Raw genomic sequence first — 20580 nt, 5'->3', positions numbered from 1 at the left:
TCGCCGTTTGATGACAAACGACAGCCCCGGAGCCTGATTCGCTGCCGTTTGTCACCAATCGGCAGCTGTCGACGGCGGCCGCGAGCGGCCGTCGACCGATGAGTTCGGCGACCGGAGGAGGTCAGCGCCACCAGCACTGCTGGGAGAACGGTTCGGACCCGGGGGAGACGCGTGGGCAAGCTCATCTACTCGATGATCACCTCACTCGACGGCTACGCCGAGGCGGCGGAGGGCGACCTCGGCTTCGGTGCCGCCGACGACGAGGAGGTGCACACATTCATCGACGAGCACTTCCGAGACGTCGGCACCTATCTCTACGGCCGACGGATGTACGAGACCATGGTGTTCTGGGAGACCGCCCACACCGATCCGGACGTACCGCCGCACATCCTGCAGTACGCCCGCGGCTGGCAGGCCGCGGAGAAGATCGTGTACTCCGCGACGCTCAAGTCGGTGTCCAGCGCGAAGACCAGAATCGAGCGGACCTTCGACCCCGACGCGGTGCGCGAACTCAAGGCCGAGGCCGAGCACGACCTCACTGTCGACGGCCCGAATCTCGCGGCCCAGGCGATCGCGGCCGGCCTGGTCGACGAGTACCACCTGTTCACCACCACGACCGTGGTCGGCGGCGGCAAGCGGTTCTTCCCCGACGGCGTCCGCCTCGAGCTCGACCTGGTCGAGGAACGTGCCTTTCACAGCGGGCTGATCTACGCCCGGTACCGGACTCATTGAGCCGACGCCGGTTTGATGGCGCGCCGGGGGCTGCCAGGAACTACCGATTGATGACAAACGACAGCGAATCCGGGTCCGAGGCTGTCGCTTGTCATCAAACGGCGCCCACCTCTGCGAACTGCTCGCTCCACGGCGCCAGGGGAGCGGCGCCTAGACCGCCGGCGTCCAACGCGCGCCGCCCGACGGCAGATCGACCACGAGAACGCCCAGCGCGCGATCCGGTCCGTCGTCGCTGGCCGACCGGAGCCGCGACGAGATCCCGATCTCGCGGAGGCTGACGGAGATCTGGCGCGTCTCGGCGGGACACACGAACGGGCCGAACGCCCCGGCGGTCGTCGCCGTACCCGAACGGTCCTCGCGTTCCCCGCCAGGGGAGAAGCACGCCCGGACGGTTCGGCGAGTGTGTATCCAGGTCGAGCAGACCGATGATCACCAGGCGATCAGGCTCGCGGCAGAGCTCGCCGGGATCCGATGACACACGGCCTGACCGGTCAGGCCCTCGCAGTCCTCCGGGGTCACGTCAGCATCAGCCGCGAGCGAGTGCCGTCGGCATCCTCGACGATGATCTCGCCGCCGTTACGCACCGTGCGCTCCAGGTCGGCCAGGACTCGGATCGCGCGCACCAGCGTGGTCACCTTGTTGTAGCCGGTCAGGTCGGCGATCTCCTTGAGCAGCTCGGCGTCCGCCGCCGGAAGATCGGCCGTGACCCTGCGAGTCTCCCGGGCGGGCTAAGGCGAGGCGGTGGCCTGACCCGGCGGCGTCGTTGGCATGCGCTCACCGTATCCAGATGGCATGTGCGAACCGGCGGAAAGCTCCACTCACGTAATGCCGATAACTGACATTATGTCAACTATCGTGAAGAACCGCCCCGCCCGGCCCGAGTTCCGAAGACACTCAAACGCGCGGCGGCATGCCGAAGGCCTCAACTGCGGCCATGTCCTCGAGGAAGCCGGGCTGGGAGAGCCAGAACAAGGTCTCGGTCAGGGAATCCAGGTCGTCGACGGCCCGAATCACGAACGACGGGCGCCCGTCGCGGGTCACGGTGATCCGCTCGTGCTGCTTCTCCGCACGGTCGGCGTACTCCGAGAGGCGGGTCTCGAAGTCGGCCAGCGAGGTGGTGATCACGCCGCCAAGGCTAGACCCGGATGTCGGTCAACACCGAGGTCTCCTGCCGGTCGCGGCGCGCCACGACGCCGGGTCCTACCGGTCGCCGTTCGCTCACGACTGCGCGAGACGGTCAAGCGCCTCGGCATTCTCGGACAGGATCTCCGCGACGATCGCCGCCCGCCAGCGCTCATGGTCGCGGGCTGCGGCGAGCACGGCCTCGCGGGCGAACGCCTGCATCGACTTCCCGGCACGCCGGGCGGCCTCGCGCACCTCGGCGGTCTCGGCCTCATCCAGACTCAACGTGATGGCCATCGCGGAATGGTAGCGGTGATACCGCTTCTCCCCTGCTAGGTCTGAGTCGCCGGCAAGTCCTCCCTAGCCGATCGACCCGCACTCCCGCAGCGTGCAGGACCAACCGTCGGAGGTGCTGATCGTCAGCTCCGGCGGGAACTCGATGGCACCGGACGGGTGGTCCTCGTCCGGCACGATCGTGACCGAGCCGTCGTCGTTCTGCGACCACTCGGGCAGCGAGTCGACGTAGCCGGCCGGCAACGGCTGGGTGAGGTAGAACGCAGTGTAACCGTCGAGTCGCAGCACGCCGTCGACCTCGCCCGATTCGCCGTCCGGACTCGACCAGGTGATCTCGTCGGGGCTGCCGTCGACGTATCCCAACACGACATAATGGTCGCCGTCGCCGGGCTCGCGGTTGACCGGTCCCGCGTTCGACCAGAACCTGGGCGCGTCCGGGTCACCGGAGCGGGTGTCGAGCACCCAGGCGGTGCGGTACGTCGTCCCGCCGGCGCGGTAGCCGGCCATGAGGGTCTCGTCCCCCTTGCTGCGGGCGATGTAGACGATCTCCTCGGCGCCGCCCCGCAGGCCGCCGAGCGGCAGCACGCCGACCAGCGTCCCGGCCTCCGCCTCGACCTCGGAGCTTCCCGGATCCACGCACGACACGACGCCGCAGTCCGGGGCCGGTGCCGAGGCGGCAGGCACCTCGCGTCCGCGGTCAGCGCCGGGCGCCTCCCCCGAGCCACCGGTCAGGACCAGCAGCGGCGCGGCGACCGCCGCCACGACTCCGAGTGCGGCACCTCCCCCGATGGCCCTGCGGCGGGTCCTGACCCGCCGGCCCGCGCTGATCAGCGCCGGCAGGTCCGGCGTACCGGCATGGGCCGGCTCGTTGTCGACCATCCTGCGCAGCTCGAGCGTGTCCCTGTCGGTCATCGCACTTCTCCTTCGGTAGGGGTGGCGTGGCCGCTCGCGGCCGCACGGACCCGGGCCAGCGCTCGTGAGGCGGTGCTCTTCACCGTCCCCGTCGAGACCCCGAGCCGGTCAGCGACCTCGGCCTCGGGGGTGTCGAGGTAGTAGCGCCACACGATGATGGTTCGTTCACGAGGAGACAGCGGCGCGAGCAGCTCGGTGAGCTCGCTGCGCTCGTCGACCGTGGAGTCGGCCGGAACCGACCGGTCCGGGTCGCGCTCGACCGGCACCGGCCGCCGGCGCCGCTGGCTGTCCAGGTAGGCGTTGACCACCGCGCGCCGCACGTAGGCATAGGCATCGTCCTTGCGGACGGTGCGCCAGCGCGCGTACGTCGAGGCCAGCGCGGTCTGCACCAGGTCGTCGGCCTCGTCGGTGTCGTGAGAGAGCAGGTACGCCGCGCGCCGCAGCCGCGGCCACGCAGCGAGGACGAACTGCTCGAACTCCAGGTCTGTCTCCACGTCACGCCCTTCGGTGATCCGTCGTCTCACCTATCCCTACGCAGCGACGGGCCTCGTGGTTGAGTCTGCGGCGAAAGTCGTCACCTGTCGCCCGCGTTGTCGGGCCTACGCTCGGCACATGTCGCGCTTCGACCGGGCTACCTGGGGCAGCTGGTCCCCCGAGCCGGCCGCGTAGCGATGGGCACCTGGAGCGACGGCGCCGGGGTGGTCGAGCTCCCCGACGGCCGCCGCGTGCGCGGCGCCGGCGTACGACGTCCGCGCGGCGGCGACGCACCCGAGTTCGCCGTCTACCTGCTCGGGCGGGACCCGCGGATCGCCGACTGGCCCAACCTGTGGGTGCGCTGGCCCGACTTCCGGCTCCCCACGTCGACCGAGGACGCGGTGGCCGCGCTGCGGGCCGCCCACACGCGGGCCGCGACCGAGCGGGTCGAGATCGCCTGCGGCAGCGGCGTCGGGCGCACCGGGACCGCACTCGCGCTGCTGGCCGTTCTGAGCGGCGTCGACCCGTCGGGCGCGGTCGCCTGGGTGCGGGCGACCTACTCCCCCAGGGCCATCGAGACGCGCCGCCAACGACGGTGGGTCGAGGACGTCGCGGCCGCACTCCCCCGCTGACCTCGACCCGACCCGACCCGCCCGGCCCCGGTCCGTCTTGTTGCGGGCATGTGGCGGTCAGGGGTTTGGGGTCGGTGCGTCGGCGGGAAGGTCTCGGATGCGTCTGTTATCTCTGCGCCTGAGAAGCCCGAAGGCACGATGTCGCCGGCATCGTCACTGTGCGTGCCGGTCCTCGGGCCCCGACTCGGAGCCGGGCGGCTCCGAGTCCTCGCGCAACCGCCCGGCGCGCACCAGCGCGTCGTGCAGGACCTTCTCGATCTGGGCGTTGACCGAGCGCAGCTCGTCGTCGGCCCACCGGCGCACGGCGTCCGCGACGGGTCGGCTCAGCCGGAGCGGGATCTGCTTCCGCTCCGGTCCGGGCACTCCGCGGGCCACGTCGAGTCCTCGACCGACGCGATCAGGAGTACAGCGAGCCGACGTTGAGGACCGGCGTCGCCGACCCACCGCCGACCAGCACGGTCATCAGGTTGGAGGTCATCGCGGCGCGGCGCTCGGGGTCCAGCTCGATGTTGGAGCTCTGCTCCAGTGCCGCGAGCGCCTCGGTCACCAGGCCGACCGCTCCGGTCACCATCACCTGCCGGGCGTCGAGGACCGCCTGCGCCTGCTGGCGCTGGAGCATCGCGCCGGCGATCTCCGCGGCGTACGACAGGTTCGACAGCCGCACCTCGAGCACCTCGAGACCCGCGATGTGGATGCGCTCGTTGAGCTCCACGACGAGCTCGTCGGCGACCTCGGCGCCGTTCTCGCGCAGCGTGATGACCTGCGGCGAGCGCTCGACCTCCTCCTCGGTCTGGTCGGTCGCGGCCGCCTGCGCCTGGGCGTCGTAGGGGTGCGTCGCGACCACGTGGCGCAGGGCGGCCTCGGCCTGGGTGGTGATGAAGGCGTTGTAGTGGTCCACGGCGAAGGCCGCCTTCGCCGTGTCCGCGACCTGCCACACGACGATCGCGGAGACCTCGACCGGCGAGCCGGTCTTCTCGTTCACCTTGAGGGTGTGGGTCTCGAAGTTCTGCACCCGGACCGGGACCTGCCGGCGGCCAGTCAGCGGGACGGTCCAGGACAGGCCGGTCCGCCGGACGGTGCCGATGTAGGCACCGAAGAACGTCACCACCCGGGTCTCGCCGGGCTGGATCACGCTGAACCCGGTCAGCGCCACGAGGCAGCCCAGGCCGAGCAGGCTGCCCAGCCCGACGAGCAGCACCGCGGCCCCCGTGTCGCCGGAATCCCCCGCGCCGATCCCCAGCAGCAGCAGGAAACCGGCCACCAGGAACCCGAGCAGGATGAGGGCCAGGATCGGCCAGCCGCCGACGGCGAAGCCGCGCTTCTCGTCGATCTCCACGCGGACCGACGGCGCCGCCTGGGCCAACTGGCTTGACGGGGTCGGCGGGGCGAGGGGCGTCGTACTCGTCATGGCGGAACTCCTTCGGAACAGGCCGGACGGCCGCAAACTGATATCACGAACATATCACGGGGATCTCATCCCCGGGGTGCGGATCGGACCGCGACCAGCACGCCGATCTTGTCGATGCGGTGCTCGGGGTTGTCGAACTCGTCGCTCCAGTAGTTGCCGACCGCGTGGTCCTCCGGGGTGGCGCAGGTCGACAGCGTGATCATCGCTCGCGTCGGGACGGCGCCGGGTCGCCCCGGGACGGCGGCGCGCTGCTCGCGCAGCGACCGGGCCGAGCGGAACGACGTACGCCGGGTGGTGCGGACCTCGTAGGTGTAGCGGGCCCCGGCGGAGAGGACGTGCACCCGGTCGCCGCGCCGCAGCCGGGGCAGGAACTCGAAGGCCCGGGTGGAGGAGAGCCGGTGCGCGGTGACCTGGTAGTTCCCCACTCCCCCGGGCCCGGTGCCGCCGCGCGGCCCGTGCGGGCTGGCCGCCTGTCCCGCGTTCTGCAGGCGCGTCCCGACGGCGTCGTCGGTCATCCCGCGGTACGGGACGACCACCAGCCCGCTGATGCCCAGCCGCGGGACCACGAGCCGGGCCGGGGCCGGACGCCCGTCGCTGGGCGCCGGCCCTGGGGGCGGCGCGCTGGATGGTGCAGCGGTCGGGGCGCCGGTGGTCGGGGCGCCGGCGGTCGGGGCCCCGGCGGCGGTGGGGGGTGGGGCGGAAGCGGGCTCGGACGGTGCCCGGGTGGACCGGGACGGATCGGCCTCGGAGCAGGCGGTCAGCGCCACCAGCAGGCCGGCGACGAGCAGCGTTGCGGCGTGGCTAGAGCGCCTGGAGCCGGGGCAGCACATCGGTGCACACGGTCGTGGTCCAGGCGACCGGGTCGTCGCCCTCCGGGGAGGCGGTGACCAGGGAGATGCCGAGTCCGGCGTACGCCGCCATGTCGCGCAGGAACTCCTCGCGCTGGGTGAGCGGGTCGAGCGTCGCGATCACGGTCTTCTCGATCTCGTCGTAGTCGCGGCCCACGTCGTCGCAGTGCCGGCGCAGCACGTCGAGCTTGTGCGCGACCAGCTCGGGGCTCTCGCCGAAGAGGTTGCAGGCGTCGGCGTGCTCGGCGACCAGCCGCAGGGTCTTGCGCTCCCCGCTGCCGCCGATCAGCACCGGGACCCGCCCGCGCGGGGGCGCCGGCACGCAGACGGTCTCGGCCAGCTGGAAGTGCTTGCCCGCGAACGGGCCGTCGTCCGCACTCCACATCTGCCGACAGATCAGCAGGGTCTCCTCGAGCCGCTCGAACCGCTCGGACATCGACGGGAACGGCACCCCCAGCCCGAGATGCTCGCGCTCGTACCAGGCCGCCCCGATGCCGAGCAGCCCACGGCCGCCGCTGAGCACGTCCATCGTGGTCACGGTCTTCGCCAGCAGCCCCGGCCGGCGGTACGTCGCGCCGGTGACCAGCAGGCTGAGCCGGACCCGCTCGGTGACCGCGGCGAGGTAGCCGAGCGTGGTGTACCCCTCCAGCATCGGCTCCGCCGGACCGCCGAGGTTCTCCATCTGGAACCAGTGGTCCATCACCGTGAACAGGGACGCCCCGCCCTGGTCGGCCACCCGCGCCGTCTCGGCGAGCCGCTCGACGAGCCGAGCCTGCCAGTCGGGGTGGGTGAAGTTGGCGTAGTGGATGCCGATCTCCATGTCGCCGAGCGTAGCCGCGCGGCCAGGTGGGTACTCCGGGCCGCATGAGCGAAGAGAAGTTGGAAGCCATCCAGGCCGTCGTCGACCGGGTCAGCTCCTGGCAGGACGGGGCCCCCGAGAGCACTGTCGCCACCGAGCTGCGCAAGGGCTTCGTCGAGGTGGGGATCGACGTGACCGACGACGAGGTCAACAAGCTGGCCGACGCCATCCAGGACGCGCACGGCGAGGTCTCCGCCTCGGAAGTCCTGGGCTGAGGTGAGCGGCCCCGACCCGCGCCACCAGCGCCCGGCCGGGGTCGACGACGCGACGATCCGGGCCCTCGGCAAGCTGTCCGAGGGCCTGGAGTGCGTCGAGTACGCCCGCGGCCACCTCTACGGCTTCCACCGGCTCAGCGGCACCGCCGACCTGACCCTCGGGGAGTCCGTCGAGCTGCTGCGCGAGGCCGGCCACCACGACCTCGCCGACCGGGTCGAGACCGAGCTGGTCGGCCGCAACGTGATCGAGGGCCGCTGGACCTTCCAGCTCGTCGAGGACTACGACGACACCTACTACGCCGCCGTCCGCGAGGTCGAGCAGGCCGCCCGGGACCAGCTGGTCGAGGGCAGGCGACACCTCCACGAGGCGGAGATGAAGGAGGCGCGGCGTACGCCGGGGCAGCCCCACCACGCAGCCACGCCCGACGAGGGCTCCTGACTCGACCTGAGTCCTCGAAGTCGAGGGTGACCTGCAGACCGTGCATCCCTAGGTCAGCGGCTCGCCCAGGTCCGCGCGTGGGAGCAGGGCGAGGAACCGTTCCGCGTCGCCGGTGCGCGGCAGGTTGTTGAACATGACGTACGGACGCGGCCGCCCGTCGACCAGGTCCCGCAGCCGGCGCAGCTCTTCGTCGGTGTGGACGTGCCGCGAGCCCGTCGTGCCGTGCAGCCGGTAGTAGGTCTGCTCCGGCGTCACCGTCTCGGTCTGCATCGGGTCGACCACGTGCACGAGGTCCAGCTCGGCGCAGAGCTCGGCGAGCAGCTGCGCGGGCCACTCACCACGGGGCTCCCACAGCAGTCGCCCGGCCGGCCGCTCCACCTGGGAGATGAAGCTGCGCAGGCGTGCGACGTTGTCGACTGTCGGGCGGAAGCTCCGCGGGCACTGCAGCAGCACGGCGGTGGCCTGCAGGACCCGGGCGCACTCCAGGGTCCGGCGCCAGGCAGCCAGGACCGGCGGCGTCGTACGGAACGCCCCGACCTGTCCCCGGGCACTGTCCGGGAGCGGTTGCTTCATGCGGCGGTAGGTGGGGCTGTTGGACTCGTGGGTCACGACCTGCCAGGCCTTGATCGTGAACTCGAAGCCGGGCGGCACCTGCGCCCGCCAGCGCGCCAGCAGTACGTCGGAGGGCGGCTCGTAGAACGTGTGCTGCACCTCGAGGACCGGGAACCGCCGCACGTACGACGACTGCGAGACCGTCCACCCACACAGCCCCACGCGAACGTCCACGTGCTCATCGTCCCAGGTGCGGCGGAGCGCGTGTCCGCCTGCCCGCCGCTGCTGAGGAAGGCGGATGCCGAACGGCGATATCCGATTCGCTCGGCGGCGGTGACTCAGCGCCAGTGCGCGGGCGGGACCATTCCCACCGGCAGCCTGGTGGTGGCGCTCCCCCGGGCTGCGGCGACCTGCGGCGCCAGCAGGAAGAGCGCGCCGGAGAGATCGGCGCCGTCGAGCCGTGCGTCGCGCAGGTCGGCCCCGAGCAGGTCGGCGCCGGTGAGGTCACAGCCGTCCAGGCGAGCCGCCAGCGCCAGGGCGCCGCGCAGGTCGGCGTACCGCAGGTCGCGTCCGCGCAGGTCCGCGCCGACCAGGTCCGCGCCCGCGAGCGCCGCCCCGTCCCGCCCGGCCCGGTGCCGTGCCGACGCCCCGCGGAGCACGTCACCGACCTCACCGCGCAGCGACCCGACGTCCGCAGCCAGCACCTCCTCCGGCGAGCCCGCGACCAGGTCCAGCAGCCGCTCCCGGACGCCGTCGGGCGCAGCCCCCGCGCCCACCACCGCCGCCTGGGTGAGCAGGGCGAGCATCTCGTGGAGCTGGCGCATCACGTCGAGCACGGCGTACATCTGGGTCGCCGTGCCCGGTGCGTCGCGCCAGGACACCCCGCGGTAGGTGACCTGGGCGACCTGCTGGCCCGCGCCGAGGCAGTCGAAGACAGTGCATCCCGCCATCCCGTCGGCCCGCAGCGAGGCGTGGATGCCGCAGGTGTCGGCCACGGTCAGGTGCCGGCACTCCTCCCCCGCGGCCTTGTCGAAGGCGAACGCCGCCGAGCGGCCGAACGGCAGCGCGACGCAGCACAGTCCGAAGCACCGGGCGCAGTCCGCGCTCAGCTGCGGCAGCTCGCGGCGGGACGGGACGGCACGATCGGGCACATCACCATCATCCCTGGGGCGGGCAGCGCTAGCGTCGGCGCATGGCTTCCCCGACTCCCGGCCCCACTCCCACTCGCACCCTCAACGACGGCTCGACGCTGCCCGCAGTGGGTCTCGGCACCTACGGCCTCACCGGCGAGGAGGGCGTCGCCGCGATCACCAGCGCGCTCGAGGCCGGCTACCGGCTGCTCGACACGGCTGTCAACTACGAGAACGAGTCCGAGGTCGGCGAGGCGATCCGCCGATCCGGGCTGCCGCGCGAGCAGGTGCAGGTGACCAGCAAGCTGCCCGGGCGCGACCACGCGTACGACGACGCCGTCGCCAGCGTCCACGGGTCCCTGGAGCGTCTCGGCCTGGAGTACCTCGACCTGCACCTGATCCACTGGCCCAACCCCAGCAAGGACCGGTACGCCGAGGCGTGGCGCGCCCTGGTCGACCTGCAGAAGCAGGGGCTGGTCCGCTCGGTCGGCGTCTCGAACTTCACCGAGGCGCACCTGACCCGGATCATCGAGGAGTCCGGGGTGACGCCGGCTGTCAACCAGATCGAGCTGCACCCGTACTTCCCCCAGGAGCAGATGCGGGCGGTCAACGCCCGCCTCGGGATCCTCACCGAGGCCTGGAGCCCGCTCGGCAAGCGCCAGGCTCCGTTCACCGAGCCGCCCGTCGCCGACGCCGCGGCCGCGCACGGGGTCAGCCCCGGTCAGGTGATCCTGCGCTGGCAGCTCCAGCTGGGCACGCTGCCGATCCCGAAGTCCGCCACCCCCGCGCGCCAGCGCGAGAACCTCGACGTCTTCGGCTTCGAGCTGACCGACGCCGAGATGGCGGCGATCACCGCGCTCGGCCGCCCCGACGGACGGCTCTTCGGCGGCGATCCGGACGTCCACGAGGAGGCCTGAGGCCATGCCCCTCGGGCCCCTCGGCGCCGACCCGGTCACGCCGTACCTGCAGGTCGACGTGGACCGCCTCCAGCGCAACCTGGACCGGACGGCGGCCCGGTTCGCGGAGGCCGGCGTGGCGCTGCGCCCGCACGCGAAGACCCACAAGTGCCCCGAGGTGGCCCGCCGGCAGCTCGCCGCCGGGGCGGTGGGGCTCACGGTCGCGACGATCGGCGAGGCCGAAGCGATGGTGGCGGCCGGCTGCAACGACGTGTTCGTGGCCTATCCGCTGTGGCTCGACGAGCGCGGCTCGCGCCGGCTGGCCGACCTGGCCACCCAGGTCACCGTCGCGATCGGCGTGGACTCCGCGGAGGGCGCCGCCAACGCCGGGCGGCTGCTCGACGGCAGCCCGGTCGAGGTGCTGGTCGAGGTCGACAGCGGGCAGCACCGCAGCGGGGCGGCACCGGCCGACGCGGGCGCCGTCGCCGTGGCGGCCCGGCGCGCGGGTCTGGAGGTGCGCGGGGTCTTCACGTTCCCCGGCCACGGGTACGGCGCCGAGCGCTCCACCGCCGCCCGCGACGAGGCAGCCGCGCTGTGGACCGCCGGTGAGGCGATGGCGGCAGCGGGCGTCGAGCCCCGGGTGCTCAGCGGCGGCTCGACCCCGACCCTCGCCGACGCCGACCTCGACGTGCTGACCGAGGCCCGGCCGGGCGTCTACGCCTTCCACGACGCCCAGCAGTGGGAGCTGGGGGTCGTCGGCCCGGAGGACCTGGCGCTGGTGTGCGTGTCGACCGTGATCAGCCACGCCGGCGGGCGCGTGGTCCTGGACGCGGGGAGCAAGGCGCTCGGAGCCGACCGGGCGGCGTACGCCACCGGCTTCGGCCGGCTGCCCGACCACCCCGACGCGCGGGTGGTCCAGCTCTCCGAGCACCACGCGGTGGTCGACCTCGCCGGGGCGCCGCTGCCACCGCTCGGCAGCACCCTCGCGGTGGCTCCCAACCACGTCTGCGCCGCGATCAACCTCCACGACGAGCTCTGGGTGGACAGTCCCCGCAGCGGCCGCAGCGCCTGGCCGGTGACGGCGCGCGGGCGGAACTCCTGAGCCCGGGCTCGCTCAGCGCCCTCCCAGGTCGCTGACCTAGCATGCGGCGCATGCCTGCACCCAAGACCAAGCGCACCCTCGCCGCCCTGGCCGCCCTGGCCGCGGTCTCCACCCTGGCCGCCTGCGGCGACGACGACGGTGACTCGTCCGGCTCCGACGCCTCGAGCTCGCCCAGCGCCTCGGAGTCCACCAGCGCCAGCGCGACCGCCTCCTCGGAGGCCGCCGGCTCCTGCGAGTACGTCGAGGAGGGTGGCGCCGCCAAGGAGGTCGACCTGCCGCCGAGCGTGCCCACCGTCTCCGGGAAGGTCCCGGTCACGATCGAGACCACCGCCGGCACCATCGGCGCCACCCTCGACGCAGCCGCCACGCCGTGCACCGTCAACTCGTTTGTGTCCCTCGCCGAGCAGGGCTTCTACGACGAGACGCCGTGCCCGCGGATCGTCACCGAGGGCATCAAGGTCCTCCAGTGCGGCGACCCGACCGGCACCGGCAGCGGCGGCCCGGGCTACCGCTTCGCCGACGAGCTCACCGGCAGCGAGACCTACGCGGCCGGCTCGCTGGCGATGGCCAACGCGGGCCCGGACACCAACGGCTCCCAGTTCTTCGTCGTCTACGGCGAGAGCGATCTCGCCCCGAACTACACACTCTTCGGCCAGGTCGACCCGGCCGGGCTGAAGCTGATCGAGAAGGTCGCGGCCGACGGCCACGACAACTCCCACCCCGCCGGTGGCGGCACGCCGAACACCCCGGTCGACATCACCAAGGTCACCGTCGGCTGAGCCGGCCCCAGCGCCGCGACGGCTCCGGTCCCCGCAGCGGGACCGGGGCCGTCTCCGTCCGTGCCTCTGTCTGCACCTCCGTCCGCACCTCCGTCCGCGCGGCAGGCCGCCCCGCAGACTGCTCCGCCTCCAGGACCACCGGCTCGGCGGTGTAGGGCTCGAGGCCGTCGGCGATCCGGGCCCGCAGCGCCTCGCACGCCGCGCGCGGGTCGGCGAAGTCCAGCCCCGCCAGCTGGTTCGGCGAGAACCGCCACCACCGCAGGTCCAGGAGCTCGGCCACCAGGTCGTCGTCGAAGCGCTGGCGCAGCACCCGGGCCGGCACCCCGCCCACGATCGTGTACGGCGCGACGTCGCGGGTGACGACCGCGCCCGCCGCCACCACCGCACCGTCGCCGATCCGGACCCCGCGCAGCACGATCGCACCGGCGCCGACCCACACGTCGTTGCCGATGACGACGCCCGGCTTCACGAAGTCGATCGCCTCGGGCATCGCCGACGCCTGCGCCGCGTCCGGGTGCCAGCCGAACCGCGACCCGTCGTACTGGAACGGCGAGGTGCTCAGCCAGTCCACGGGATGGTCGGGCTCCCCGATCCGGACCTCGCGGGCGATCGAGCAGTAGCGGCCGATCTCCTCGCAGGTGTCGATCATGCCGCCGACCAGATAGGTGAACGCCCCGATCCGGGTGTGGGTGGCCGAGACGGTGCGGCCCATGACCCGCACCGGCGGCTCGACCTCCACCCGGGAGAACCGGATGTGCTTGAGGTTGGACCGCCCTGCGACCGGCTCTGGGCTGTCCGGCTCTGGGCTCACCCCTGCACCGCGTCGTCGCCAGCGTCATCGCCAGAATCGTCGACAGCGCCGGCGGTGTAGCGCACCGGCTCGCCGAGCTGCACGGTCCGGCCGACGGTGCAGAGCCGGTCCTGGATCTGCTGCACGGTGCGCGGGACGACCTCGCGGGCCCGGTCGCCCTCCTCGCCGTCGGGGAACCGGGCGTCCAGGGTGACCTGCAGGTCGACCAGGTGGTTGCCGAGGTCGTCGCGGACCTTGTGGCCCTCGGTGCGGGCCCGCAGCGAAACCAGCGGCGCGCGCTTGCCGGTGACGTGCTCCAGGTCCACGGCCCCGCAGGCCGCCAGGGCCACCAGGAGCAGCTCGACCGGCGTGAAGTCGGCGTCGTCGCCGGAGCCCACGGCGAGCTCCCCGCCGCGGGCGTTGGTCGCCCGGTAGTGGAACGGGGCGTCGGCAGCGAGCTCGACGCTGCGGTAGGTCGCGTCGGCAGGGGTCCGGGAGGAGTCGGTCATGTCCGAGATTGTGCCGGGCGGACGGGGCATCGACACGCCGCGTCCCACCTCGACTTGAATGCGGCCTCTGGGTCGGCAACCGTGGGGCGGGTCCTGCACGCACCATCGGAAGGCGAGTCATGCTCACCCTCACCGAGAACGCCAGCACGATCGTCCGCGACATCTCCACCCAGCCGGGTCTCCCCGAGACCGCCGGGCTGCGGATCAGCTCCGAGAGCCAGACCGAGCCCTCGTTCGCCGTCAGCGCCGCCGAGGCCCCCGCGCCCGGCGACCAGGTCGTGGAGCAGTCCGGCGCCACCGTCTACCTCGACGAGACCGCCGCGATGATGCTCGACGACAAGGTCCTCGACGCGGCCGTCGACCCCTCGGGCAAGGTCGAGTTCGCGCTCGGCAACCAGCCCTAGGGGCACTCCCCACCACGGGAACACCGCGGGCCCGGACCGTCTCGGTCCGGGCCCGCGGTGCGTCCGGACCGCCTGACCAGCGCCCTGCCAGACTCGGCCCCATGCCGACCACGACCCGAGAGATCCACCTGGCCTCCCGCCCGCAGGGCTGGCCGGTGCCCGAGAACTTCCGCACGGTCACCACCGAGCTGCCCGACCCCGGGCCCGGCGAGGTCCTGGTCCGCAACGCGGTGATGTCGGTCGACCCGTACATGCGCGGCCGGATGAACGACGTGAAGTCCTACGTGCCGCCGTACCGGCTCGACGCCCCGCTCGACGGCGGCGCCGTCGGCGAGGTCGTCGCCTCCGGTGACGAGTCGCTCCAGCCGGGCGACACGGTCCTGCACCAGCTCGGCTGGCGCGAGCACGCGCTCGCCCCCGCCGCCGCGTTCCGCAAGGTCGACGTCTCCCAGGTGCCGGCCTCCGCCTACCTCGGCGTCCTCGGGATGACCGGCCTCACGGCGTACGTCGGGCTCGTGCACGTCGCGGGCCTGCAGGAGGGCGACGCGGTCCTGATCTCGGGAGCCGCCGGCGCGGTGGGCTCGGTGGCCGGCCAGCTCGCCCGGCTGCTCGGCGCCGGCAAGGTGGTGGGGTCAGCCGGCTCGAAGGAGAAGCTGGCCTGGCTCACCGACGACCTGGGCTTCGACGCGGCCGTGGACTACCACGACGGGCCGGTGCGCAAGCAGCTCGCGCCCTACGGCCCCTTCGACGTGTACTTCGACAACGTCGGCGGCGACCACCTCGAGGCCGCGATCGAGCACCTCGCCGACCACGGCCGGGTCGCCGCCTGCGGCTCGATCGCCTCCTACAACGACGAGGCCCCGACGCCCGGGCCGCGCAACATGTTCCAGGTCGTCAGCAAGCGGCTGCGGATCCAGGGCTTCATCGTCACCGACCACCAGGACCTGGCCGGCGAGTTCTACCGCCGCGCGGGCGCCTGGGTGGCCTCCGGCGACCTGAAGCACCGCGAGACGGTCGTCGACGGCCTCGACCATGCAGTCGACGCGTTCCTCGGCCTGCACCGGGGCGAGAACATCGGCAAGATGCTCGTCCGGCTCTGACCGCGCCCACCGGCGCCCGGGCCGCGGGCGCCGGTGCGGCCGCTCAGCGCCGGATCCGCACCGGCACCCGCAGCTGGCCGGTCACGACCTGAGGCTGGGGCGCGCCGGTCCGGGTGCGCACGAACGGCTTCGGCCCGCGCGGGGCGCCACCGGGGCCCGGACGGTAGTCCTCCTCGTCGGAGTAGTCCTCGCCGCCGCCGCGCAGCTGGTCGGCGGTGCCGAGCTGGACCCGGACCACGTCGTTGCGCACGGTCTGCGCGAGCGAGCGCTGCATGGCCTTGATGCTCTCCAGGTCGGTCGAGCCGCCCAACTGGGTGCCGCCGGTGACCGCGACCTTCACCCGGCGCCCGTAGCGCGGGGACGGGGCCTTGAAGTCGGCGGGCACGTAGCGGGTGACGCCGCCGCCCTGGAGCACGACCCGCAGCCGGACGGTGCGGCCCTTGCGGGTCCGGACCGGGGCGGCCCGGGTGACGCGGACCCAGGCGCCGGCGCGGCGCTGCTCGAGGCGGGCGACCTGCAGCGGGCTGCGCTGGGTCGAGATGGTGCTCGTGGAGCTGATCGAGCCGATCGTGACCCCGTCGAGCTGGTCGAGCGCCCAGACCAGGTCGCTGATGCCGTAGGCCGCCTCGTCGACGCCGTCGATGCCGGCGTACCGGTTGGTCAGGCCGAGCCGGAACGGGCGACCGGCCGCGTCGGTGCCCGCCACCTGCCAGGTCAGCAGCGAGGACCCGACGACGTCGCCGTCCAGCACCGTGTCGTGGTTGCCGAGCAGCTGGAGGTACGCCGTCTCGGCGGCCGCCTCGGCCACGTAGACGTCGGTGCGGCCGGTGCGGGTACGGGCGCCGTGCACCACGGTGGAGGTGACCGGCAGCCCGGCCGGCGCGGCGCCGAACGTGCCCGCGATGCCGGTGCGGCGGTCGTCGGTGATGACCCCGACCGGCGCCCCGATGTTCGCGACCTTGAACGGCGAGCCGGCGGTGTCGGCCTGGACGTAGACGGCCTCGGCCGGCTGCAGCGCCATCGCGGTGGCGCCCAGCAGGAAGGCGGGGTGGCCGAAGCCGACGACCCGGCCCTCGCAGACGGAGGTGGCGGTGCCGACCCCGCCGAGGGTGACGTCGCCGTAGGCCGCCGAGGTGGCCAGGTTGCCGCCGGCGACGATCGACGCGGCCGACGCGGCCTGCGTGGCGCGGCCCGCGAGCCGGGTCGTGCCGCTGGCCCAGGGCCGCTTGGCCGCCTGCAGGCGGGCCAGCCGGTGGGCCGAGACCCCGGCGACGGAGAGCGCGGGGTCGAGCCGGGAGAGCTGCACGGGGCCCGGCGTGGCGGCGAGGGCCGGAGCCCCGCTGCGGGCAAGCCGGCGCGCCACCGGCTTCGGGACGGTCACGGTCGCCGGGGCGGGTACGGCCAGGTGCTCGTCCATCGCCTCGAACGGGGTCACGCCGGCGATCTGGGACGGCCCCCACGACATGCCGTAGGCGATGGCCCCCACCAGGCGACCGTCGGCGGCGTACACCGGGGAGCCGGACATGCCCTGCCAGATGCCGGTGGGCTGGTTCGCGGGACCGAGGCCCACGTCGGGCAGGTCGACGTCGACCATCACCATGTCCACGTCGGGGGCCACGCCGTCCTCGACGATGCCGATCGCCCGGGCGGTGAAGGACACCGGTGTCGTGTCGCGCACCACGGTGAGGCCGGTCAGGTCGACGGGGCCCGGACCGGCCAGGTCGGCTGCCAGGTCGGCCACCGGGTAGGCCCGCGCGCAGTCGCCGGCGGGGGCCGCGGCGGCCGGCGCGCCGGTGGCCGCGCCGGCGGCGACCAGCCCGGAGACAACCAGCGCGGTGGCGGCGCCGAGCGCGGCGAGGGGACGACGGTGGGAGACGCGGAGGCGCGTTGCGGACATGCGGTGGATCCCTTCCCGGAGGGGACGAGCGACGTCCCGGATGCAGGTCACGCGGGAGTGGACCGGCGCAGCCGATCCTAGGGCGGCGCGATTCCCGTCGCAGCCGATTTCGGCCGCGGCCGGACCCGGCGAGACCGGCGTGCCTAGGCTGACCGGGTGACCGCGCCCGCCACCGGCCCCGCCCGCAGCCTCCAGCGCACCGAGGCCCAGGCCCGGGCCGCCCAGCTCAGCGTCGACGGGTACGACGTACGCCTGGACCTGGCCGCCGACGAGGCGACGTTCCGCAGCGTGACCACGCTGCGCTTCCACAGCCGCGGCGGGCCGACCTTCGTCGACCTCAAGCCGCAGCGGGTTCACGAGCTGCGCCTCAACGGCCGGCGCGTGGAGCCCGACCTGCTCGACCGGGGTCGGCTCCCGATCGACACGATCGAGGGCCCCAACGAGCTGGTCGTCGACGCGGTGATGGCGTTCCGGACCGACGGCGAGGGCCTGCACCGCAGCGTCGACCCCGCCGACGGGCGGCACTACGTCTACGGGATGTCCTTCATGGACGCCGCGCCCAGCATCTTCGCCTGCTTCGACCAGCCCGACCTCAAGGCGCCCTACACCTTCCACGTCACCGCGCCGGCCGACTGGGAGGTCTTCGGCAACGCTCCGGCGACCCAGGTGGAGCCCGGGGTCTGGGAGCTCGGCCCGACGCTGCCGCTCTCGACGTACTTCGTCACGATCGTGGCCGGCCCCTACGCAGTCCTGCACGACTCCCACGACGGCATCGACCTGCGGCTCTCGGCCCGGGCCAGCCTGGCCGGCGCGCTCGAGGCCGACGCCCCGGACCTGCTCGCGGTCACCCGCGCGTCCTTCGACGAGCTGCACCGGCTCTTCGGGATCCGCTATCCGTTCGGGGACTACCACCAGGCCTTCGTCCCGGAGTTCAACGCCGGGGCGATGGAGAACCCGGGCTGCGTCACGTTCCGCGACCAGCTGCTCTCCACGACCCGGCTCAACCGGGCCACCCGGATCGTGCGGGCCACCACCGTCGCCCACGAGCTGGCGCACCAGTGGTTCGGCAACCTGGTCACGCCGGTGTGGTGGGACGACCTGTGGCTCAACGAGTCCTTCGCGGAGTACCTCGGCACCCGGGTGACCGCCGAGGTCACCGAGTACGCCGACGCGCTGGTCGACAACTCCTACCTGCGTCGCAGCTGGGGGCTGACCGCCGACCTCGGCCCGAACACCCACCCGGTCGCAGGCAACGGCGCCGTCGACGCGACCGCGGCGCTGCAGGACTTCGACGGGATCTCCTACGCCAAGGGCGCCAGCATCCTGCGCCAGCTCGACGCCGCCCTGGGCGACGAGGTCTTCCTCGGCGGCGTGGTGGACCTGATGGAGCGCCACCGGTTCGGCAACGCGACGATGGGCGACCTGCTCGGCAGCTGGGAGCGGGCGGGGGCCGGGGACCTGTCCGGCTTCACCCGCGAGTGGCTGCGCACCGCCGGGCCGGACCGGATCGAGCTGGACCGGGACGCCGGCGTGGTCCGCCGTACTCCCCCGGCCGGCGCCCCGGCCGACCGCACCCACGCGCTGACGGTCGCGGTGGCCCGCGAGGGCGGCTGGTCCCGCGAGCGGCTGGTGCTGACCGGGCCGCAGACCCCCTTCGACGCCGGCACCCACGCCGTCGTCCTCGATCCCGCCGAGGACACCTGGGCGGAGGTGCTCCCGGACCCGGTCACGCTGGCCGCGCTGCCCGGCCTGCTGCCGCACGAGAGCGACGCCCGGCTGCGCGCCGCGACCTGGAACCAGGTCCGCAGCGCCTTCCACGCCGGCCGGCTGGACCCGGCGCTCGCCGTCGACCTGGTGGTCGCCGCGCTGCCGGTCGAGGACCTGGAGGACGCCCCGATCCGGGCGCTGCCGCGACGCACCATGCCCTGGGTCTTCCAGGTGCTGCTGCCGCTCGCCCCTGCCGGCTCGCTGGACCGGGTCCATGAGGCGGCCCTGCGCCGGCTGGCCGCCGAGCCGCCGGGTTCGGAGCTGCAGCACGCCGCGCTGCGGGCCGCGATCGGGTCCGCGAGCGACCCCGGCGAGCTGCGCGGCTGGCTGGAGCGGCTGCCCGAGGGGGTCGCCCGCGACTCCGACCTGCGCTGGCGGGTGCTGAACCGGCTGGCCGTGCTCGGCGCCACCGACGCGGGCGAGCTCGACCAGGCGCTGGCCGCCGAGCCGACCGGGCAGACCCGGGTCGAGCACACCCGGGCCCGGTCGGGCCTGCCGACGCCCGAGGCCAAGGCCTTCGCCTGGGACCGGCTCACCGGCGCCGTCGCCGCCAGTAACTACGAGGTGGAGGCCGCGGGGCTGGGGATGTGGCAGCCCGGCCACGAGGAGCTGACCGAGGAGTACGCCGGGCGCTACTTCGCCGCGCTCCCGACCCTGCCCAGCATCCACAGCGGCTGGGTCCTCGGCGTCGCGACCGAGTCGTTCTTCCCCGCCACCTCGCTGCACCGGGAGACCCTGGACCGCGCCGCCGCCCTGCAGGGGCAGGCGGACCTGGACCCGACAGTGCGCCGCCGGCTGGCCGACGCCGCGGACCTGCTCGCCCGACGCCTCGCGGTGCGCGCGACGTACGGGGCATCGTGAGCGCGGCGTCCGGGCGCCCCCGCCGCCCCGGGCCGACGGTCCGGTCCCGGGTCGAGGAGCTCACCGCCGACGGGACCCGGCGCCACGAGGACCGGCTCGCGACCGAGGAGCCCCTGGAGATCCGGCTCGCCTGGCCGGGCACCGCGGCGCACCGGGTCTGGGTCACGATGCGCACCCCGGGGCACGACTTCGAGCTCGCGGCGGGCTGGCTCGTGCACGAGGGCGTGGCCACCCCCGACGCGATCGCCACCGTCGCCTACTGCACCGACGCCGACCTGGCCCCGGAGCAGGAGTTCAACGTCGTCACGGTGACGCTGGCCGCCACGCCTCTGCACGACCCGGGCCACCGCCACGGCGGCCTCTCCGCGGGCTCATCGGCCTGCGGGGTGTGCGGGAAGGACAGCATCGGCGAGGTGCTCGACGTACGCGCCCGGGCGCCGTGGGCCGGCCCGCTGCCCGAGCCGGAGGTCGTGCGCAGTCTCCCCGGCCTGCTGCGGCAGCGCCAGGTCGTCTTCGAGCGCACCGGCGGCGTGCACGCGGCCGGTCTGTTCACCGCCGCCGGCGAGGCTCTGGTGGTCCGCGAGGACGTCGGTCGCCACAACGCAGTGGACAAGGTCGGCGGCGCCCGCGCGCTGGCCGGGGACCCGCTGGCCGAGGCGTGCCTGGTGGTCAGCGGCCGGGCCGGCTTCGAGCTGGTGCAGAAGGCAGTGGCCGCCGGGATCGGCTCGCTGGTCTCGGTGGGCGCCCCGACCAGCCTGTCCGCCCGGCTGGCCCGCGAGGCCGGGCTGGTGCTCTACGGCTTCACGTCGGTCGACCGGTGCGTGCGCTACGTGTGACCGGTTCGCCCGCGTCGGGCGG

General features: G+C 73.6%; 24 protein-coding genes. 11 read left to right on the top strand and 13 right to left on the bottom strand.

The genetic code is table 11. The features are described 5' to 3' along the window. Positions 1 to 171: 171 nt before the first annotated feature. Entirely contained in the window at positions 172 to 732 is a 561-nt protein-coding gene (locus tag EBO35_RS09660; protein ID WP_122817524.1) for a dihydrofolate reductase family protein, read from the top strand. Between the two features lie 894 nt (positions 733 to 1626). Here EBO35_RS09660 and EBO35_RS09655 read toward each other — a convergent pair. The 4 genes from EBO35_RS09655 to EBO35_RS09640 all read right to left on the bottom strand — a co-directional run bounded on the left by EBO35_RS09655 (position 1627) and on the right by EBO35_RS09640 (position 3554). Beyond that, positions 1627 to 1857 carry a type II toxin-antitoxin system Phd/YefM family antitoxin gene (locus EBO35_RS09655; RefSeq protein ID WP_122817523.1) on the bottom strand — a complete coding sequence of 77 codons (231 nt, stop codon included), beginning with the start codon at positions 1855 to 1857 and terminating at the stop codon, positions 1627 to 1629. Between the two features lie 93 nt (positions 1858 to 1950). After that, positions 1951 to 2151, bottom strand: coding sequence for a ribbon-helix-helix protein, CopG family (locus EBO35_RS09650; protein WP_122817522.1), 201 nt, complete (start codon positions 2149 to 2151; stop codon positions 1951 to 1953). 63 nt (positions 2152 to 2214) lie between these two features. After that, complete coding sequence (locus tag EBO35_RS09645) at positions 2215 to 3060, bottom strand: hypothetical protein (RefSeq protein WP_122817521.1); 846 nt, start codon at positions 3058 to 3060, stop codon at positions 2215 to 2217. Continuing rightward, positions 3057 to 3554 (bottom strand): SigE family RNA polymerase sigma factor, encoded by a 498-nt coding sequence (locus EBO35_RS09640; protein WP_122817520.1) that lies wholly within the window; start codon positions 3552 to 3554, stop codon positions 3057 to 3059. Before EBO35_RS09640 ends, EBO35_RS09645 begins: the two co-directional genes overlap by 4 nt. Positions 3555 to 3731: 177 nt before the next feature. Between EBO35_RS09640 and EBO35_RS09635 the strand changes: the two genes are divergently transcribed. Next, positions 3732 to 4166 carry a protein-tyrosine phosphatase family protein gene (locus tag EBO35_RS09635; RefSeq protein WP_122817519.1) on the top strand — a complete coding sequence of 145 codons (435 nt, stop codon included), beginning with the start codon at positions 3732 to 3734 and terminating at the stop codon, positions 4164 to 4166. 153 nt (positions 4167 to 4319) lie between these two features. On the opposite strand, the gene EBO35_RS09630 is transcribed toward EBO35_RS09635, so the two are convergent. From EBO35_RS09630 to EBO35_RS09615, 4 genes are all read right to left on the bottom strand, one after another. Beyond that, positions 4320 to 4541 carry an Arc family DNA-binding protein gene (locus EBO35_RS09630; protein WP_241153949.1) on the bottom strand — a complete coding sequence of 74 codons (222 nt, stop codon included), beginning with the start codon at positions 4539 to 4541 and terminating at the stop codon, positions 4320 to 4322. Between the two features lie 22 nt (positions 4542 to 4563). Continuing rightward, positions 4564 to 5574: an SPFH domain-containing protein gene (locus EBO35_RS09625; RefSeq protein WP_122817518.1), complete on the bottom strand. Its 1011-nt coding sequence runs from the start codon at positions 5572 to 5574 to the stop codon at positions 4564 to 4566. 65 nt (positions 5575 to 5639) lie between these two features. Next, entirely contained in the window at positions 5640 to 6140 is a 501-nt protein-coding gene (locus EBO35_RS09620) for a sortase domain-containing protein (RefSeq protein WP_241153948.1), read from the bottom strand. 235 nt (positions 6141 to 6375) lie between these two features. Next, positions 6376 to 7242 (bottom strand): LLM class F420-dependent oxidoreductase, encoded by an 867-nt coding sequence (locus EBO35_RS09615; protein WP_122817516.1) that lies wholly within the window; start codon positions 7240 to 7242, stop codon positions 6376 to 6378. Between the two features lie 44 nt (positions 7243 to 7286). Here EBO35_RS09615 and EBO35_RS09610 point away from each other — a divergent pair, with 44 nt between their 5' ends. Continuing rightward, the gene (locus EBO35_RS09610) at positions 7287 to 7496 is read left to right on the top strand and encodes a hypothetical protein (RefSeq protein ID WP_122817515.1); all 210 of its coding nucleotides are present in this window, start codon (positions 7287 to 7289) and stop codon (positions 7494 to 7496) included. 1 nt (position 7497) lies between these two features. Next, on the top strand, positions 7498 to 7935 hold the full coding sequence (locus tag EBO35_RS09605) for a hypothetical protein (RefSeq protein WP_122817514.1): 438 nt from the start codon (positions 7498 to 7500) through the stop codon (positions 7933 to 7935). A 48-nt stretch (positions 7936 to 7983) separates the two neighbouring features. Here EBO35_RS09605 and EBO35_RS09600 read toward each other — a convergent pair whose 3' ends face one another. After that, positions 7984 to 8721 (bottom strand): DUF72 domain-containing protein, encoded by a 738-nt coding sequence (locus EBO35_RS09600; protein WP_164477895.1) that lies wholly within the window; start codon positions 8719 to 8721, stop codon positions 7984 to 7986. 104 nt (positions 8722 to 8825) lie between these two features. Beyond that, complete coding sequence (locus EBO35_RS09595; RefSeq protein ID WP_206422732.1) at positions 8826 to 9638, bottom strand: pentapeptide repeat-containing protein; 813 nt, start codon at positions 9636 to 9638, stop codon at positions 8826 to 8828. A gap of 41 nt (positions 9639 to 9679) precedes the next feature. Here EBO35_RS09595 and EBO35_RS09590 point away from each other — a divergent pair, with 41 nt between their 5' ends. The 3 genes from EBO35_RS09590 to EBO35_RS09580 are packed head-to-tail and all read left to right on the top strand — an operon-like array spanning position 9680 to position 12394. Next, entirely contained in the window at positions 9680 to 10534 is an 855-nt protein-coding gene (locus EBO35_RS09590) for an aldo/keto reductase (RefSeq protein WP_122817513.1), read from the top strand. Positions 10535 to 10538: 4 nt separating this feature from the next. Beyond that, the gene (locus EBO35_RS09585; RefSeq protein WP_122817512.1) at positions 10539 to 11615 is read left to right on the top strand and encodes an alanine racemase; all 1077 of its coding nucleotides are present in this window, start codon (positions 10539 to 10541) and stop codon (positions 11613 to 11615) included. Between the two features lie 50 nt (positions 11616 to 11665). Then, positions 11666 to 12394 (top strand): peptidylprolyl isomerase, encoded by a 729-nt coding sequence (locus tag EBO35_RS09580; protein WP_122817511.1) that lies wholly within the window; start codon positions 11666 to 11668, stop codon positions 12392 to 12394. Here EBO35_RS09580 and EBO35_RS20295 read toward each other — a convergent pair. Next, the gene (locus tag EBO35_RS20295) at positions 12381 to 13205 is read right to left on the bottom strand and encodes a CatB-related O-acetyltransferase (RefSeq protein ID WP_122817510.1); all 825 of its coding nucleotides are present in this window, start codon (positions 13203 to 13205) and stop codon (positions 12381 to 12383) included. The genes EBO35_RS09580 and EBO35_RS20295 overlap by 14 nt on opposite strands. Continuing rightward, positions 13202 to 13693, bottom strand: a complete 492-nt coding sequence (locus tag EBO35_RS09570; RefSeq protein WP_122817509.1) for an OsmC family protein — start codon at positions 13691 to 13693, stop codon at positions 13202 to 13204. The genes EBO35_RS20295 and EBO35_RS09570 overlap by 4 nt, the downstream gene beginning before the upstream one ends. Before the next feature lie 119 nt (positions 13694 to 13812). Between EBO35_RS09570 and EBO35_RS09565 the strand changes: the two genes are divergently transcribed. Then, positions 13813 to 14097, top strand: coding sequence for a Fe-S cluster assembly protein HesB (locus tag EBO35_RS09565; RefSeq protein WP_122817508.1), 285 nt, complete (start codon positions 13813 to 13815; stop codon positions 14095 to 14097). A gap of 101 nt (positions 14098 to 14198) precedes the next feature. Further along, entirely contained in the window at positions 14199 to 15197 is a 999-nt protein-coding gene (locus EBO35_RS09560; protein WP_122817507.1) for an NADP-dependent oxidoreductase, read from the top strand. A 43-nt stretch (positions 15198 to 15240) separates the two neighbouring features. Here the strand turns inward: EBO35_RS09560 and EBO35_RS09555 are convergent, their stop codons facing one another. After that, entirely contained in the window at positions 15241 to 17094 is a 1854-nt protein-coding gene (locus EBO35_RS09555) for a hypothetical protein (protein WP_122817506.1), read from the bottom strand. Positions 17095 to 17250: 156 nt separating this feature from the next. Here EBO35_RS09555 and pepN point away from each other — a divergent pair, with 156 nt between their 5' ends. Next, entirely contained in the window at positions 17251 to 19722 is a 2472-nt protein-coding gene (pepN, locus tag EBO35_RS09550) for an aminopeptidase N (protein ID WP_122817505.1), read from the top strand. After that, entirely contained in the window at positions 19719 to 20558 is an 840-nt protein-coding gene (locus EBO35_RS09545) for a formate dehydrogenase accessory sulfurtransferase FdhD (RefSeq protein WP_122817504.1), read from the top strand. Before pepN ends, EBO35_RS09545 begins: the two co-directional genes overlap by 4 nt. Positions 20559 to 20580: the final 22 nt, after the last annotated feature.

The organism is Nocardioides pantholopis (assembly GCF_003710085.1).
Taxonomy (GTDB): Bacteria; Actinomycetota; Actinomycetes; order Propionibacteriales; family Nocardioidaceae; genus Nocardioides; species Nocardioides pantholopis.
The sequence above is the reverse complement of the archived record's forward strand: the minus strand, read 5'-3'. Positions and strand labels throughout refer to the sequence as shown.

Coding starts and splice junctions, on each gene's coding strand:
- EBO35_RS09650 (WP_122817522.1), bottom strand. CDS start 2,151: ATGGCCATCACGTTGAGTCTGGATGAGGCCGAGACCGCCGAGGTGCGC.
- EBO35_RS09645 (WP_122817521.1), bottom strand. CDS start 3,060: ATGACCGACAGGGACACGCTCGAGCTGCGCAGGATGGTCGACAACGAG.
- EBO35_RS09635 (WP_122817519.1), top strand. CDS start 3,732: ATGGGCACCTGGAGCGACGGCGCCGGGGTGGTCGAGCTCCCCGACGGC.
- EBO35_RS09625 (WP_122817518.1), bottom strand. CDS start 5,574: ATGACGAGTACGACGCCCCTCGCCCCGCCGACCCCGTCAAGCCAGTTG.
- EBO35_RS09615 (WP_122817516.1), bottom strand. CDS start 7,242: ATGGAGATCGGCATCCACTACGCCAACTTCACCCACCCCGACTGGCAG.
- EBO35_RS09610 (WP_122817515.1), top strand. CDS start 7,287: ATGAGCGAAGAGAAGTTGGAAGCCATCCAGGCCGTCGTCGACCGGGTC.
- EBO35_RS09590 (WP_122817513.1), top strand. CDS start 9,680: ATGGCTTCCCCGACTCCCGGCCCCACTCCCACTCGCACCCTCAACGAC.
- EBO35_RS09585 (WP_122817512.1), top strand. CDS start 10,539: ATGCCCCTCGGGCCCCTCGGCGCCGACCCGGTCACGCCGTACCTGCAG.
- EBO35_RS09580 (WP_122817511.1), top strand. CDS start 11,666: ATGCCTGCACCCAAGACCAAGCGCACCCTCGCCGCCCTGGCCGCCCTG.
- EBO35_RS09570 (WP_122817509.1), bottom strand. CDS start 13,693: ATGACCGACTCCTCCCGGACCCCTGCCGACGCGACCTACCGCAGCGTC.
- EBO35_RS09565 (WP_122817508.1), top strand. CDS start 13,813: ATGCTCACCCTCACCGAGAACGCCAGCACGATCGTCCGCGACATCTCC.
- EBO35_RS09560 (WP_122817507.1), top strand. CDS start 14,199: ATGCCGACCACGACCCGAGAGATCCACCTGGCCTCCCGCCCGCAGGGC.
- EBO35_RS09555 (WP_122817506.1), bottom strand. CDS start 17,094: ATGTCCGCAACGCGCCTCCGCGTCTCCCACCGTCGTCCCCTCGCCGCG.